At 57.4% G+C, this 15,665-nt stretch carries 12 protein-coding genes; 7 read left to right on the forward strand and 5 right to left on the reverse strand.

Annotation, left to right across the window (positions count from 1 at the left end):
- The first annotated feature begins 223 nt into the window (after positions 1–223).
- Positions 224–2,824 (forward strand): ATP-dependent chaperone ClpB, encoded by a 2,601-nt coding sequence (gene clpB / locus BGIM_RS0133495; RefSeq protein ID WP_020474028.1) that lies wholly within the window; start codon positions 224–226, stop codon positions 2,822–2,824.
- A gap of 45 nt (positions 2,825–2,869) precedes the next feature.
- On the opposite strand, the gene BGIM_RS0133500 is transcribed toward clpB, so the two are convergent.
- The 3 genes from BGIM_RS0133500 to BGIM_RS0133510 form a co-directional block, all read right to left on the reverse strand.
- Entirely contained in the window at positions 2,870–3,601 is a 732-nt protein-coding gene (locus tag BGIM_RS0133500) for a hypothetical protein (RefSeq protein ID WP_020474029.1), read from the reverse strand.
- Between the two features lie 83 nt (positions 3,602–3,684).
- Positions 3,685–5,601, reverse strand: a complete 1,917-nt coding sequence (locus BGIM_RS61700) for a sensor histidine kinase (RefSeq protein ID WP_029631108.1) — start codon at positions 5,599–5,601, stop codon at positions 3,685–3,687.
- Positions 5,598–6,311, reverse strand: coding sequence for a response regulator transcription factor (locus tag BGIM_RS0133510; protein ID WP_020474030.1), 714 nt, complete (start codon positions 6,309–6,311; stop codon positions 5,598–5,600). Before BGIM_RS0133510 ends, BGIM_RS61700 begins: the two co-directional genes overlap by 4 nt.
- A gap of 109 nt (positions 6,312–6,420) precedes the next feature.
- Between BGIM_RS0133510 and fae the strand changes: the two genes are divergently transcribed.
- Entirely contained in the window at positions 6,421–6,975 is a 555-nt protein-coding gene (gene fae / locus BGIM_RS0133515) for a formaldehyde-activating enzyme (protein ID WP_020474031.1), read from the forward strand.
- Between the two features lie 6 nt (positions 6,976–6,981).
- Here the strand turns inward: fae and msrA are convergent, their stop codons facing one another.
- A complete protein-coding gene (gene msrA / locus BGIM_RS0133520) occupies positions 6,982–7,518 on the reverse strand; it encodes a peptide-methionine (S)-S-oxide reductase MsrA (protein WP_020474032.1) in 537 nt (178 codons plus the stop codon).
- A gap of 59 nt (positions 7,519–7,577) precedes the next feature.
- Positions 7,578–8,522 (reverse strand): beta-propeller domain-containing protein, encoded by a 945-nt coding sequence (locus BGIM_RS0133525; RefSeq protein WP_020474033.1) that lies wholly within the window; start codon positions 8,520–8,522, stop codon positions 7,578–7,580.
- A gap of 593 nt (positions 8,523–9,115) precedes the next feature.
- Here BGIM_RS0133525 and BGIM_RS0133530 point away from each other — a divergent pair.
- The 5 genes from BGIM_RS0133530 (at position 9,116) to BGIM_RS0133550 (ending at position 15,663) form a co-directional block, all read left to right on the forward strand.
- Positions 9,116–11,230, forward strand: coding sequence for a polysaccharide biosynthesis tyrosine autokinase (locus BGIM_RS0133530; RefSeq protein ID WP_029631110.1), 2,115 nt, complete (start codon positions 9,116–9,118; stop codon positions 11,228–11,230).
- Between the two features lie 102 nt (positions 11,231–11,332).
- A complete protein-coding gene (locus tag BGIM_RS53755) occupies positions 11,333–12,127 on the forward strand; it encodes a sugar transferase (protein WP_020474035.1) in 795 nt (264 codons plus the stop codon).
- Positions 12,128–12,134: 7 nt separating this feature from the next.
- Positions 12,135–13,361, forward strand: coding sequence for a TIGR03087 family PEP-CTERM/XrtA system glycosyltransferase (locus tag BGIM_RS53760; RefSeq protein ID WP_020474036.1), 1,227 nt, complete (start codon positions 12,135–12,137; stop codon positions 13,359–13,361).
- Positions 13,358–14,704 carry a VanZ family protein gene (locus BGIM_RS0133545; RefSeq protein ID WP_020474037.1) on the forward strand — a complete coding sequence of 449 codons (1,347 nt, stop codon included), beginning with the start codon at positions 13,358–13,360 and terminating at the stop codon, positions 14,702–14,704. The genes BGIM_RS53760 and BGIM_RS0133545 overlap by 4 nt, the downstream gene beginning before the upstream one ends.
- Positions 14,701–15,663, forward strand: a complete 963-nt coding sequence (locus BGIM_RS0133550; protein WP_020474038.1) for an ABC transporter permease — start codon at positions 14,701–14,703, stop codon at positions 15,661–15,663. Before BGIM_RS0133545 ends, BGIM_RS0133550 begins: the two co-directional genes overlap by 4 nt.
- Positions 15,664–15,665 lie beyond the last annotated feature (2 nt).

Here is a 15,665-nt window from a genome sequence, read left to right on the forward strand (position 1 = left end):
TGACCTCTCGCCCGTTCCGATGGATGACCCCAAACACCATATTAGAAATGAGCTTGAATCCCCACGCCATGTCGGTTGCTCAAAATTCCGAATGACGGTCATTTTGGCAGCCGGATGATGGATTCTGGCTGAACGGAAAGCATTGGCCCGGCATAAGTTGAGGAAAATAACACATAAGGCATGAAAGTTGCTTTGTTGTCAATCAACGAGAAAGGATCACTTCATGGACATTAATAAATTCACCGAGAAAGCTCGCGAAGCCATTCAGAACTCGCAGCAACTGGCCATCCGGCAAAGCCACCAGCAGATCGATGTGGAGCATTTGCTGACATCACTTTTGGAGCAAGAAGGCGGGCTGACATCGGCCATCTTGAAGAAAGCGGGCGTCGCCCCGGAAGCCCTGGCGCAACGCCTCCAACGGGAACTTGAAAAACTGCCCCGAGTGAGCGGTTCGGGCGGCGCGCCGGATAATTTTTATCTCACCGGCCGGTTGAACCGGTTGCTCACCTTTGCCGAAGACGAAGCGAAGAAACTTAAGGACGAATATGTCTCCGTCGAACATCTCCTGCTGGCGATGATCGATGACAAGGGAGCCACAGGCAGCCTCTTGAAAGAATTCGGCGTCAACCGGGAACGCCTTCTGTCGTCCCTCAAGGAGGTTCGCGGCAGCCAGCGGGTGACCACGCAAAACCCCGAAGAAACTTACCAATCGTTGGAGAAGTTTGGCCGGGATCTCACCCAAGCCGCGCGCCGGGGCAAACTTGACCCGGTGATCGGACGGGACGAGGAAATTCGCCGGGTGGTTCAAGTGCTGAGCCGCCGGACGAAGAACAACCCGGTGCTGATCGGCGAACCGGGCGTGGGCAAAACGGCCATCGTCGAAGGGCTGGCCCAACGGATCATTCGCGGAGATATCCCCGAAGGATTGAAGGACAAACGGGTGGTCTCCCTCGACATGGGGGCGCTGATCGCCGGGGCCAAGTTTCGCGGCGAATTTGAGGAACGCCTCAAGGCCGTTTTGAAGGAAGTCACCGAATCCGAGGGAGAAGTAATCCTCTTCATTGATGAACTTCACTTGGTCGTCGGGGCGGGCAAGGCCGACGGGGCAATGGACGCCGGGAATTTGTTAAAGCCAATGCTGGCCCGCGGGGAGTTGCGTTGCATCGGGGCGACCACTCTTGATGAATACCGACAGTACATCGAAAAGGATGCCGCCCTCGAACGCCGGTTTCAGCCGGTGCATGTGGATCAGCCGAGTGTGGAGGATACCATCTCCATCCTGCGCGGGTTGAAAGAAAAGTACGAAGTCCATCACGGGGTGCGGATCAAGGATTCGGCCCTCGTCTCGGCGGCCGTGCTTTCGGATCGGTATATCACGGATCGGTTCCTGCCGGACAAGGCCATCGACCTCGTGGATGAATCGGCCGCCAAACTCCGCACAGAAATCGACTCGATGCCGGCAGAACTCGACGAGGTTTCCCGGCGAGTGATGAAACTGGAGATCGAACGCGAAGCGCTTCGCAAAGAGAAGGATTCGGCCTCTCGTGACCGGTTGACGAAACTGGAAAAGGAATTGGCGAACGACAAGGCCCAAGCCGATGCCCTCAAGGCCCGGTGGATGAACGAGAAGAACGCCGTCAACAAAGTCCGCGAGGTTCGCGCCCAGATCGAGGATGTTCGTCAGCAAATCGAAGTGGCCAAGCGGAATTACGATTTGCAAAAGGCCGCCGAACTTGAATATGGCAAACTGCCGGAACTTGAAAAGATGGTCAAGGAGATGGAAGGCGAGCCGATGAAAGACGGCCAGCCGCGTTTGCTCAAGGAGGAAGTTGGCGAGGAAGACATCGCCGCCGTCGTGAGCCGTTGGACGGGTGTGCCGGTGATGAAGTTGCTGGAAGGGGAGAAGGAAAAACTCCTGAACCTCGACAAGGAACTTCACAAGCGGCTGATTGGCCAGGACGAAGCCGTGATGGCCGTCACCGAGGCGGTGATCCGCGCCCGCAGCGGGTTGAAAGATCCGCAAAAACCTATTGGCAGTTTTCTCTTCCTCGGGCCGACCGGCGTGGGGAAAACCGAACTGGCCCGCGCGTTGGCCGAGTTTCTGTTCGACGACGAAAGGTCGATGATCCGCATCGACATGAGCGAGTATCAGGAGAAGCATAACGTCAGCCGGTTGCTCGGCGCCCCGCCCGGTTACATCGGGTACGAAGAAGGGGGACAACTGACGGAGCAAGTGCGACGCCGCCCATACTGCGTGATCCTGTTCGATGAAATCGAAAAGGCCCACCCGGATGTTTTCAACGTGTTGCTTCAAGTGTTGGACGACGGCCGGTTGACGGACGGGCAGGGACGGACGGTGAACTTCAAGAACACCATCGTCATCATGACCTCCAACGTCGGCAGCCAGCGCATCTTGCAGTACAAGGGGACGCACGTTGGCGAGGTGTATGACCGAATGCAGGAGGCCGTCATGGAAGAGCTTCGCAAGCACTTCCGGCCGGAGTTTCTGAACCGGATCGATGAGACGATTGTGTTCCATGCCCTGCGGGAAGAACACCTGAAGGCGATCATCGAGATTCAACTCGGCCGGGTGCGGGAACGCCTCACCGAGCGAAACATCACGTTGACGCTGACCGACGCCGCCAAGGAACATATCGCAAAGGTCGGTTACGACCCGGCCTACGGGGCCAGGCCGCTCAAGAGAGTGATTCAACGGGAAGTGGAAAACACCCTCGGCCGGAAATTGCTGGATGGCTCCATCAAGGATGGAACGGCGGTCAAGGTGGATTACGACGTGTCGCGGGATGGATTGAAGTTTGAGTGACCCGGATCATCTCCCCGTCATTCCGGTGGCGGGAGATGATTGAGTTTAAGGTTTGTCAAAGATGGCCCGGTCGAGTTTTTCAGGGAACACGTATTCAAATTTCGTCCACGAGAAAATCTCTTTTCCATCCAAGGTCAGCGCCAGACTTTGGGGAAGTTTGATGCCCTCCACTTCCTTATGGTCGCCCAAAATCATCTCTTGAAGTTTCGTCACCCCGGTTTCCCGAGCCTTGTAGGAAATCTTTCTCAAGAGCAGGGTGTTCGGGTCGAATGAGAGCGTCATGTCCGGCCAGTTGCGACGGGCGACCGTGATGCTGGTCGTGGGTTCGCCGTTGACTTTGATTCCGGGGGTGAACGTGATTTTGTTGCCGGATTCCAGCAAGGGGAGGAGCGTCAACATCCAGTAGGCGTACATTCCCTGCCGGCAATCGTTGACCTCTTCCAAATTCAAGTCGGCGGACATGCCCGATTGCCGCTTCCAACCACGGTCGTTGACGACGCACAACGTCATCGCGCCTTTCATCTTTTCATCGCCGAACTCATAGTAGGTCAGCGACTGGCTGGGCCAGATGGCTTGGATCGTGCGGATATTTGGCGTTTTTACCCCGTTTAACGTCATCGTGCCGCTGGCTTTGATGATGCTGATGGACTGTTTCTTCAGCGTCGCCGTATCCTTGGCATGCGCCTTCAAGACATCTTTGACAAAGTCGTCCACATCGGCGGCAAAGACAACGGGGGAAATGAACAGCAACAGACTGACGGAGAGCAAACGACGCATTGGCAAACGCCTCCGGGACGACGGGTTCCTGTGCTGTTAGTTTATCGGAGAAAAGGGGGGCCGGAATTTGTTCCGGCCCGGAATCAGGAAGCGTTCGGAAGTTCCACCCGGAAGGTGCTTCCCTGTCCGACAACGCTTTTGACATGCAACTGTCCGCCAAGGCAATTCACATATTCCTTGACGATGGCCAGCCCGAGGCCCGCATGAACTCCGGTGGCGTGCCGGGAGGGATCGGCCCGGAAAAATCGCTCGAAGATTTTTTCCTGCACTTCTTGGGTCATTCCGATGCCGGTGTCGGCGACTTCCAAGGCCACGCCGCCATCGGCCATCCGTTCGGCCGAGACGCTAATCTGGCCGCCGGGCTGGTTGTATTCGATGGCGTTGTGAACCAGATTCATCAACACTTCCCGGAGTTTTCCCGGATCGGTGGTGACAGTCAGATGAGCCGGCTTTTCAACGCGGAACGTCACGCCCTGAACATCCGCCAGCGGTTTGCCAATGATCACACAACCATCAACAAGTTCGCCGACCTCGACTTCTTCGGGGCGAATCACATCGGCCCCGGTGTCCAGCCAGGCCAGGGCGAGCATCCGCTCCACCAGTTGATTCATCTGCTTCGCGATGCCCCGGCAGTCCTCAATCGTTTCCCGATATTCGGTGGCCGTGCGCGGTTTGCGGCAAGCCACTTCGAGCGTGGTCGTCATGGCGGCGAGGGGAGTGCGCAATTCATGGGAGATGTCGGCGGCCGCCCGTTTTTCCCGCTCGAAGGCTTTTTGTAGCTCGTATAACGCAAGCGTCAGACGATCCAGCACCGGCTTGACTTCGGAGGGCATCGCCGCCGGGTCGATGGGAACACGGAAGTCCTTGGCGGTGATCTCACTGACCGCATGAGAAAGCCGCTTCAACGGATTCAGGCCGAAGCCGACCAGCACCCAGCCGCCGACCAAGGCGACCAGCAGTGAAAGCCCCGTGACCCATGCCAATGTCCAACGTAAGTTTGCGAGGGTGGCATGAGTATTGTTGTTGATCTCGGCAATTTGCTCGTCGCGCGCCTGTTGATGGGCAATGATCGTGGGATGAAGATCGGACAGATCCCACGCGACGTGAACATAGATTGTCGGGAGATTGAAGCTTCGCGATCCCCCGCCTGGGGAACCGGGGGGCGGTCCCGGAGGTCCGCCCCCGCCCGGTCCACCGCCTCCCCCCGGTCCGCCGCCTCCACCACCGCCCGGTCCGTTCGGAGGGGGGCCAAACAGGCCCCCCATTGAACCCGAGCCACGGGGAACGCGAGCGTGCGCCGCCAAGCCAGTCAAGGCTCTTGAGGGCCGGGTATTATCATCGAATCTCGGGGAGCGGGGAGGCGAGGATGTGTCCGGGAGGCGGCCAAACCGGGTGACGGGCACTTTGACAATGACGCGGCGGCCCGTCTTTTGAGATGGCAGATCGACATTGTCATAATGTGATTGATAAAGCCCCTCGGATTCCATCGCGACCAGATCAATCGGCAGGCTATGGCCGTCGAGCGATTTGGACTGCCAAGTGGCTCCCCAGTCGGAATTCAGTTGAACGTATTCGTGGCCGGGAGAATCCCGCTCGCGATTCAGGTCTTCTTCGTTCAATTTGATTTCGGTGGCGAGACGTGTTTGCACCAGCCATGCCATCGGATTGCCGCTGGTTTCACTAATCTGCACGGTGATGGGCAAAAACGCATATGGCCCGAGAGGGGCGCTGAGGGCTTGGAGTTGGGTGCCGATGGCCTGTGGCCGAAGCCGGACGGCGTGGAATTGCGACTGAGCCTCGCTCGCCAGATAGTGGGCGTGGACAAGCAAGTCTTGGTCCACTTTGTCGTGGTATTGATATTCCACCAAGTCGCGGGAGGCGTGTTGTTTTTCGCGGATCGATTCGGCCGTTGTTCGATAAACGACGCCGACGACCACTCCGAGCGTGAGAACCAGCAGAATCAACAGATTCAGCAGGAGTGATCGCCGGATGGATTTCATGACATGGCTTCCCCGCTCTCGGCGGGTTCGGCCGTGTCGGCCTCGCCCCGGAGCATGTAGCCCTCGCCCCAACGGGTGAGGATCAGCGGCGGTTTGAAATCGCGGTCGATTTTGTTCCGCAAATACCGGATGTAAACATCCACCACGTTGGACACGCTTTCGTCGTGCTCATCCCACAGGTGTTCCCAAATCATCGTCCGGGTGACCACCTTGCCCTGATGAAATGCCAGAAACTCCAGAAGGGCATATTCCTTCGGCGTCAGGTGGATGGACTTGCCCGAGCGTTTGACGGTTCGGGAGGAGGTGTCCAATGTCAGGTCATGAACCCGGATCACCGGGTCTTTCACATGATGGCCGCGACGGATCAACGCCCGCAACCGGGCCAAAAGCTCGTCGAGTTCAAAAGGCTTGGTGAGATAATCGTCGGCCCCGGAATCGAGGCCAGTCACGCGGTCTTCCGTGGAACCCCTGGCGGTCAGCACCAGCACATGCGTGTTGATCCCGTTCGCCCGCCAGCCCTTTAGGATGGTGAGGCCATCCTTTTTGGGAAGCATGAGGTCGAGAACGATCACATCGTAATTGGTGGTACGAGCCTTTTGATCGGCAACCTCGCCGTCTTCGGCAATATCCACGGCAAGCCCCTCTTCTTCAAGGCCCTGACGCAGGGCACGGAGGAGGGGTTTGTTGTCTTCAACGAGCAAAACACGCACGGTTCGCTCCGGCTAGTGGCCGTTGGGAGGGACGTTCCTGATTAAAATCGTAGCTTGTCCCCGATGAAAGGTTAATGAGTTTTTTGACGCGAAACCTTGGGAGACGGTCATGGCCGAACGAATTGTGCTGCGGACGGGCGAAGCCTTGGTGGAAGGGGACAAGGATTACTTGTGCGCCGAACCGGAAGTGGTGATCGGCGAATTCGACGGCCCCGTGGGCACGGCTTTCGCCAATCTCATCGGTGACCAAGTGAAGGGCCACACGAAGGTGTTCGCCATCCTCAACAGCGACGTGCAGATTCGCCCGGCGACCCTCATGGTCAGCAAGGTGACGGTTCGTGATCCCCGGTACACAAACATTCTGATGGGCACGGTGCAGGCGGCGATCGCCAACGGCGTGCTGGATGCCGTACGGGCCGGGGACATTCCCAAGGAGAAGGCCAACGATCTGGGAATCATCTATTCGGTGTGGCTGGACCCGTCAATTCTGAATGTCCCGGCCGGTGAGGTCGATCATGCCGCCCTCTTCCAAGTGCATCGGGAGGCGACGGCCAAAGTCATCAAGAAGGCCATGAACCATGAGCCGGGAATTGATTGGCTGCTCGCCAATCAGGATTCCGTCCAGCACTTCTTTTATCAACAAGGGCTGGAAGGGAACATCTGACGGCCGTCACTTCGCCAACCCGGCCCCGAATTTGTGGAAGAACTTTTCCACCTTGGGCATCACGACCATTTGACAGTAAGGTTGCGTCGGGTTGTTGCGGAAGTATCCTTGGTGGTATTCTTCCGCCAGGTAAAACACGCTTAGCGGACTCACTTCGGTGACAATCGACGCATCGAAAACATTCTCCCGAGTCATCTCCTGAATCACCCGCTCGGCCGTGGTTTTTTGGGCGTTTGATTGGTAGAAGATGGCCGAGCGATATTGGGTTCCCACGTCGGCCCCCTGACGGTCCTTGGTGGTCGGATCGTGGATGGCGAAGAAGATGCCCAACAATTGCTCGAAGGAGATAATCTCGGGGTCGAACGTGAGTTGCACCACTTCGGCGTGTCCCGTGTGGCCGCCGCAAACCTGCCGATAAGTCGGCAGGGGGATCGTGCCGCCGGTGTAACCCGATACTGATTTGATGATGCCTTTCGCCTGCTCAAAGACCGCTTCCAGACACCAGAAGCAGCCACCGCCCAACGTCGTTTGTTCCGTGGCCATGATGATCCTCCACGCCTGACATGACATCATTCATGATAGGCAGCGGAGGCACGGACAGGTTAACGCAATACCTTGCCTTCGATCCCGATCACCTGCGAGGCCGCCAGTCCGTTGCCGAACGTCTTGAAATTCTTGAACGTCCAGACGACTTTCTTGTCGCGGGTGACTTCGATGAGTTGGGGATTGTCCTTGCCCGCGTGGCAGTTTCCAATGATGACATTTCCGTTGGGAAGAACTTCCAGCATGGTGACCCAAGCCAGCGTGATCCCCGGCAGTTCTTTTTGATCGACACTCCACACGGTTTTCCCCTCCGGGGTGACTTCCAGAACGCGGTTGCCGTTTCCAGCGCCGATCAGGGTGTTCCCGTTCGCCAACCGGATGGCGCCGTAGACTTCATTGCCGTGGCCTTCGGGTCCATGCCCGTCGGATCGGGGGCGGCCGCCGAGGTCCATCGTGTAAGTCCAAACCACTTTTCCCTTGGGATCGTATTCGCGGATTTTGCCGTCACCCTCATGGCACACCAGGTAATTCCCGCTGGCAAGTTTGCGGGCCATGCGGGTGTCGCGATGGGCGTTCGGGTGCTCGATGGTCAGGGCGATTTCCTTGACGATTTTGTCATCCTTGTCCACCTCGATGATCCGGCCGTTACCGGATTCGGCAATCATCGTGTTCCCGTCTTCGAGACGTTGGAATGCGTGGATTTCGATTCGGCCCTTGTAGCCTTCTTTTTGCTTTGCCTCATGCTTCCACACGATCTTCTTGTCGCGAGTCACTTCGACAACCGTGCTGGCGTTGGTCGTAAACATGATGTTCCCGTTGGGTAGCAAGGCAATGTCGTGAACATCAGTCCGGTTGTCCATTTGCCATTCCACTTCCCCTTTGGCGTTCACCAAGCTCACCTTGCCGTTATCGGCCGCCAGCACGGAATAGGCTGGTTCGGCCGCCATCGCGGGGGTCATCGTCAGAGCGAAAGCGGCCAGAGAGGTCAAGCCAAGACATTTCATGAAATTTCTCAGAGAGATTTTTGGAAGATTGTCGTGGAAAACCGGCGTGAGGTCATCTGAAAAGTCGGTCGCCTTTGGATTTTTCAGACGAATGTTGAGAACTGCTGCGATTCAAAAACGAAATTCAGTCAGGCATAAAATTTGTCAGGAAAAAACGAAAGATTCCGCAGAGAATCAGCCGGTGTGAATTTGCAGAATTTGGAAGACACGTTAGAATGCGACAAATCGAACCAGCCGTTTTAATCGGAACAATCCTCCCTGATTACTGAATCCTCATTCTGACTGATTCGTTTCACTGAATGGAAACAGATTTCATTGGTGAAGATGAGTCATTTTGGTAAAATTTTCCGAATATTCCGGGTGCGCACGGGTTTCGGACTGAAGGGATTTAAGCGATTGAGCCACAGGATTCACCGATTTGATGAAGCGTGTTCTAGGATACGAACGACTTCAGTGATTTGACTTGTCGGAACCTCTGCCGCTCACAGAGACACCCCGCAAAAACAGACCGAACGCCCGCACCCTGAGTCGCTGACGAACCTCCCATGAACTTGCAATCTTCTTCGGTGAATTTGGTCTCCTCGAATCCCAACATGGGAACAGTGACCCTCCATCAAAAGGGAGTTCCCTCGTCTGGCACGCCTTCAGCCAGCAGCGTCACCGTTCTCAGTTTGCTCACCTGTGTCCGACGGCGTTGGAAACAGGCATTGGTTCTCGGAACGCTTCTCGGAATCATGGCCTTCGCCTTTGTCTGGATGTTCCTGCCGCCGTCCCGGCCGTACGCCTACACGAAACTTTACTTCCCGGCCAAGCCGGTTGGATCGGTGGATCATCCCGACCCGCCCGTCAACCAGCAAACTCAAAAAGAACTGATCACCAGCCGGATCGTGTTGAAGGCCGTCGCCAACGATTCCGTGATCGCGGCCCTGCCGTCCATTGTGGAAAAGAACGATCCGCTTGCGTGGTTGCTTCGCGAAGTGACGGTTGATTTTCCGAGCGGTTCCGAAATCTGCAAGATCTCGATCACGGAAGATCGGGCCGAGGATGCCAAGCTGATCGTGGATAAAATCGCGGCGGTCTACCTCTCGAAAATGGGGACGGAGTCCATCGAGAACCGCAAGACGCACATGGCCAAGCTTCAGGAGATGGTCGAGGCGGCGAAGAAGGATTTGAACGGGGAAGTGGATGCCTCCCGTTCCGGAGTCAATGGCGGGTTCTCCAGCAGCACCCCCGAAGTCATGGCTCAGCGCCAGCAGATGATTAACAACCAAATCATTCAGATCGACAGCGATCTCCTCAAGATTCGCGGCCTGATCGAACAATACAAGTCCGAGGAAAAACGTCTGGCGGCCCGGCTTCAAAAAGTGCCCATCGAACTGACCAAGGCCGAGTTTGATCCGTTGTTTGCCCAAAACCCAAATGCCAATCGACTGAAGTCGCTGCGAGACGAACTCTCTTCCGACTACGAACTGAAACTCACCGGACTCGGGCCGGAAAATCCCACGATGATCGCCCTCAAGAATCGCATCGACACCTTCGATGCTCGTTTGGAGACGTTGAGCAAGGAACTCAAAACCACCATCGCCGTCGGCTTCCAAGAGAAACTCACCGACGATCTTCGCAAGACTCGGGACGAACTTTCCCGGCTCCAGTTCGAGGAAAAGGCCAAGATGAACGACGTTGTTCACAAGCAGACGGAGTTTGAAAAACTCAAGGATGCGACGAGCAACGCCGGCCGTTTTCGTCCTGGTCTGGCGGCCAAGGGAACCCGGTTGGAGGAACTGCAAACCAAACTCTCGAAACTGGAGGCGGAAATGACCGCCCCGGTCTCGGCCCGCTTGCTCGAAGAAGAAGCGGTGATCGTCCGGCCCAACGATGCTTCCCGCCGGATGAAGATGTCCGTTGTCGCCGCCATTGTGTGTTTCGGGGCGATGTTTGTCTTCTTGGGCTTCCTGGAGTTTCGCGCCCATCGGGTGAGCAATCCGCAGGAAGCGAGCCACATCGGGCTTCGCTTGGTGGGGACATTGCCGAACCACACGCCGGGCGCCAACGATGTGCATTTGGAATCACTCGTTAACGAGGCGATGGATTCCACCCGCACCGTGTTCTTGCACTCGGCCATGATCAACAACTTGCGAACCGTGCTGGTGACCAGCGCCGTTGGCGGCGAAGGAAAAACGTCGCTCTCCACCCGGCTGGCTTCCAGTCTTGCCCGGTCCGGGCGGCGAACCTTGTTGATTGACGGCGACTTGCGAAATCCCTCGATCCACAAATACTTGGCCGGACAGCCGACCGTTGGCGCGTGCGAAGTTCTTCGCGGGCAATTGCCTGTCAGCGAGGCCATCGTTGCGGCCACGACGGAAAACCTTTGGGTGCTTCCGGCGGGGAAATGCGACAAGTTCGCGATTCAGGCATTGTCCCAAGACGGCTTCGCCAAAATTCTTGTCGAAGCCAACAGTCACGATTTTGATTTCATCCTGATTGATTCGGCCCCGATTCTTCCGGTGGCTGACACGCTGTTGATCGCCAAGAACGTCGATGGCGTGCTTCTTTCGATGATGGTGGATGTGAGTCAGGTGGAACGGGTGAACGTGGCCTGCCAGAAACTGGCGGCCCTTGACATCCCATTGCTTGGCACGGTCGTGCAGGGGACGCGAAGCGACACGTATGGTTATGGGCCGGAGTATGTCGCCCCGGCGACGGCGTGAGCATTGATTCGTTGCTCGCGTGGTTTGTCGTTTGGGCAGGCATCGTTCACAAGGCTTTTGGAACCGTTGAACGGACCAACCTTCGGATGGGGAACCGCAGATATGTTGGGTAAATTTCGACCGCCGGAAACCTATGCCGGTCTGGCCGTGCCAATCCCGCGATCCGGATTTCAACAGCGAGCCGGTCACGTCCATGTGCCCGACGAGCCCGGTTACGTCCGCGTCACTCATTACCATAACATCAAGCGAACATTCGATCTGTTTTGCGGCCTGCTGCTTGGATTTTTGCTTTTTCCGGCCATTGCGGTGTTTTCGGCTCTGATTGTCGTCACCTCGCCCGGTCCCGCTTTTTACACGCAAACCCGTTTGGGGCGGTTTGGCCGTCCGTTTGTGATTTGGAAGCACCGCACGATGCGGCACAACTGTGAGCGGGAATCGGGAGCCAAATGGTCCACCAAGGGGGACACCCGGATCACGTTCCTCGGCAAGATTCTCCGCAAGCTGCACATCGACGAGTTTCCGCAGATCATCAACGTCCTCAAGGGGGACATGAGCCTTGTCGGTCCCCGGCCGGAACGTCCGGAATTCTTTCCGGCCTTGCAAGCGTCGGTCCCTGATTATGCCCGCCGATTGTTGGTGAAACCGGGGGTGACGGGGATGGCCCAAGTTTATCTTCCGCCGGACGAGGATGTGGAAAGTGTTCGCATGAAGCAAGTCTTTGATTTGTACTATGTGCGTCACCTGAGTCTTTTGCTTGATCTCCGGTTGTTGATCGCCACGCCGTTGCAGGCCATCGGGTTTCCCCACATTTTGGTTCGTCCGATGTTGTTGCTTCCTCGACGTGAAATTGTCGAGCTTGAACATTCATTGTTGACCAGTTCCACGACGGATTGTTGATCCAGCCGTGTCACTTTCCAACCTTCCCAATGTTCTCTTTGTCACCCATCGAGTTCCCTTTCCACCGGACAAGGGAGACCGAATCCGCACGTATCACTTGCTCCGCTATCTGGCCGGGCGGTCGCGCGTGCATCTGGCTTCGTTTGCCGACGAACCGGTGACGCCGGAAACCACGGAACACCTTTCCCGGCTGACCGTTCGATTTTCGGCGATCCCGCATGGTGTCTCCAAGTGGCCGGGGGGAGCGCGATCATTCCTCTTCGGCCACAGCATTTCGGAGGGGATTTTCTCCCGCCCCGGAATGCGGAAACTGTTGGGCGAATGGCTGGCCGACACGCCGTTTCAAGGGGTGGTTCTCTCGGCATCGAGTCTGGCCTCCTATCTCAAGAAGCCAGGTTTTGGCAAGGCCGTCACCATCGTGGATTCGGTGGACGTGGACAGTCAAAAATGGCTGGATTATGCCGCCGCGAGCGCGCCGCCCAAGAAGTGGGTGTTTGCCGCCGAGGGGAAGCGGCTTCGACGAACGGAACAACGAATTTCCGAGATGGCCGACGCGGTGACGTTCGTGAGCGAACGCGAAACGCAACTGGTCCGCGAATATTGCCGCCAGCCCGAGAAAATCGTGACGGCCACCAACGGCGTTGATCTGGCTTACTATTCGCCGCAACCGCATCCGAATCCCCGAGGGATCGTGTTTGTGGGGGCCTTGGATTACAAGCCGAACGTCGAGGGGATTTGCTGGTTCGCCAAAACAATCTGGCCGACCATGCGCCATTACGCGCCAACGGCCACGCTCAAGATTGTCGGTCGGCGTCCCGTTCCGGCGGTGCGGGAACTCGGGGCCATTCCGGGCATTGAGATGATCGGCCAAGTTCCCGATGTCCGGCCCGCATTGGCGGAATCGGCCGTGGTCATCGCTCCGCTGATGATCGCCCGTGGCTTGCAAAACAAAGTGCTGGAGGCGATGGCGTTTGGCAAGCCGGTGGTGGGGAGTCCGGCCGCGTTGGCGGGGTTTGGCCATCCCGAACATCTCCCGGCCGTCCCGGCTGAAACGCCCGATGAGTGGGTCCACCGAACCGTCACCCTGTTGAATGACCCCGCCCGGTGTTGGGAACTCGGGATGGCCGGTCGCCGATACGCGGAGGCGTATCATGACTGGCAGCAATGTCTCGCCCCGTTCGGCCGGTTGTTGCGGCTGGATCAGACGGGTGTGACGCCGGGACCAACCTCATGAACTCCCGCCCGATTCTTGGCCGCCGACACTATCTGATCCTCACCATCTCCTTTCTGCTGTTCGTGATTTACGGCAGTCTGGTCCCTTTGCATTATGAGCCGGTGGATTTTGAAACCGGGCACGCCAAGTTCATCAGCCGGATGACTCGGGGACTCGATTTCAACATTCGGTCCGATTGGGCCGCGAACGTGTTGTTGTTCATTCCGCTTGGGTTTTTCTGCATGGGATTGCTGACAGTGGACCGCCCCAAGCCGATGTGGGGGCTGCCGCTGATTCCGTTTTTCACCATCCTCAGCGCCGCCATCGAGTTTGCCCAAATCTGGTTTCCCCCGCGAGACACCACGTTGAATGACGTGGTGGCCGAGACCATCGGGGGGATCATCGGTGTGCTGGGCTGGCTCGCCTTTGGGCAAAACCTCACGGATCGATTTCGACAATTCATGTCGGCTTATGGTCCGGGCGATTGGGCCGTTCGCGTGCTTCCCGCCTATCTGTTGTTCCTCGCGTTTACCGAGGGAATGCCCTTCGACCTGACGATGAGTCCGGGGATTGTCTGGCACAAAATGAAACGGCAATTGGATGAGCGAGAGATCCGGGAAGGCTTCGCGATGGTCGATGTCGTGCCCCCCAAGAGCCGGGTTCCTGAAAAAACACTGATGACGACCGCGTATTTCGTCCCTGTCGGGGTGTTGATCGCGTTTCTGCCCGGAAGCCGCTGGCGAAGATCATCTTCGGCCGGGCTGGTGTTTCTCGCGGGATTGCTGGTGGCCGGCGGGATTGAGGGATTGCAGCTCATCGTCGTCAGTTGCTCGGCCTACGCATCGGATATTTTGCTGGGCGCCATCTGTGTCCTCGCCGGTTGGAAAGTGGCCTCGCTTCCAGAACCATTGCCCAAGGGTGTCTGGATTCTCGGGGTGTTGGCTTGGGTTGTCGCCCTGACGGGAGTGTCGTGGACACCGCTGCTTTGGCAACCGGACCGCCTCAATGACATGGCCTCCCGATTTGAGTGGATGCCTTTCCGGGAATACATCGACTCGAATTACCTGAATGGAATGAACAAGATCATTCACCGCACGATGGCCTACGTTCCGGCCGGGTTTCTGGCGAGCCGGGCCATCGGGTGCCGTTCCATCGTCTTCGCCGTGTTGGGCGGATTGCTGGGAATGATGATCGAAGCGGGGCAGGTGGTGTTCACGGACCACACGGCCAGCATCTCGGATGTGATTTTGGGAAGTCTGGGAGCCTGGTGCGGCGCGGTCGTCGCCGGCCGGGCGGCGAAAAACATCCCATCCGGGATTGTTGAGCGTCCAAAATCCGACGTGCCGCCAATTCGTCTTCTATGATTTGGACGAATTCGCAGTTGATCGGCCGCCACGGCCGGGAGGAGTGGGGCGTGAACATGCCCGGAAGCATCATGTCGGGAACCACCACGGGCCTGCTAGTGAGCCAACCAATCGAAACCAGTCCGGCCGTCGCCACCGAACTCCCGTTGACGGTCATCCAACCCCAACCGGGTTGGAAGATGGTCAATTTCCGCGATCTCTGGCGTTCCAAGGAACTCCTCTATTATCTGGCTTGGCGGGACATCAAGGTCCGTTACAAGCAAACGGCCTTGGGCGTCGCCTGGGCGTTTGTGCAGCCGGTTTTCGCCATGCTCGTCTTCACGCTGTTTCTCGGCGATGTCGCCGGGCTGAACGCGGGGATCGAGCATTATTCCCTGTATGTGTTTGCCGGGATGCTCCCGTGGACGTTCTTCTCGGGAGCCATTTCCCAGTCGGGCAATAGCATCGTTGCCAACGAACGGTTGATTACCAAGGTATACTTTCCAAGGCTGCACGTTCCGTTCAGTTCCGTGGGGAGCGTCCTGTTCGACTTTGTTGTCGGGTTCCCGCTGCTCTTGGGCATGATGCTTTGGTATGGCACCCCCCTGACCGCCAGTTTGCTGGCCGCTCCGTTGGTGTTCGGGCTGTTGGTTTTCATGGCGATGGGCATCGGAGCATTGTTCGCGGCCCTCGTGGCGGTGCAACGGGACTTCCGATACATCCTGTGGTTTTCGATTCAAATTTGGATGTTTGCCACCCCGACGATTTATCGGCCGCTGGCGTCGATGAGCGAATCGGCCCAATGGTGGGTTCCGCTGAATCCCGTTCACGGGGTGATTGAAAACTGGCGGCAGTGCCTCTTGGGCGGGCCGATCAACTGGTATTCCCTCGCGGTTTCCGGAACGGTGGGGGTGATTCTCTCCGTGTTCGGGCTGGCTTTCTACCGACGCATGGAGCGGTCCTTCGCGGATCTGATCTGACC

Origin of the sequence: Zavarzinella formosa DSM 19928 (assembly GCF_000255705.1) — a bacterium.
In the GTDB taxonomy this organism is placed as follows: Bacteria; Planctomycetota; Planctomycetia; order Gemmatales; family Gemmataceae; genus Zavarzinella; species Zavarzinella formosa.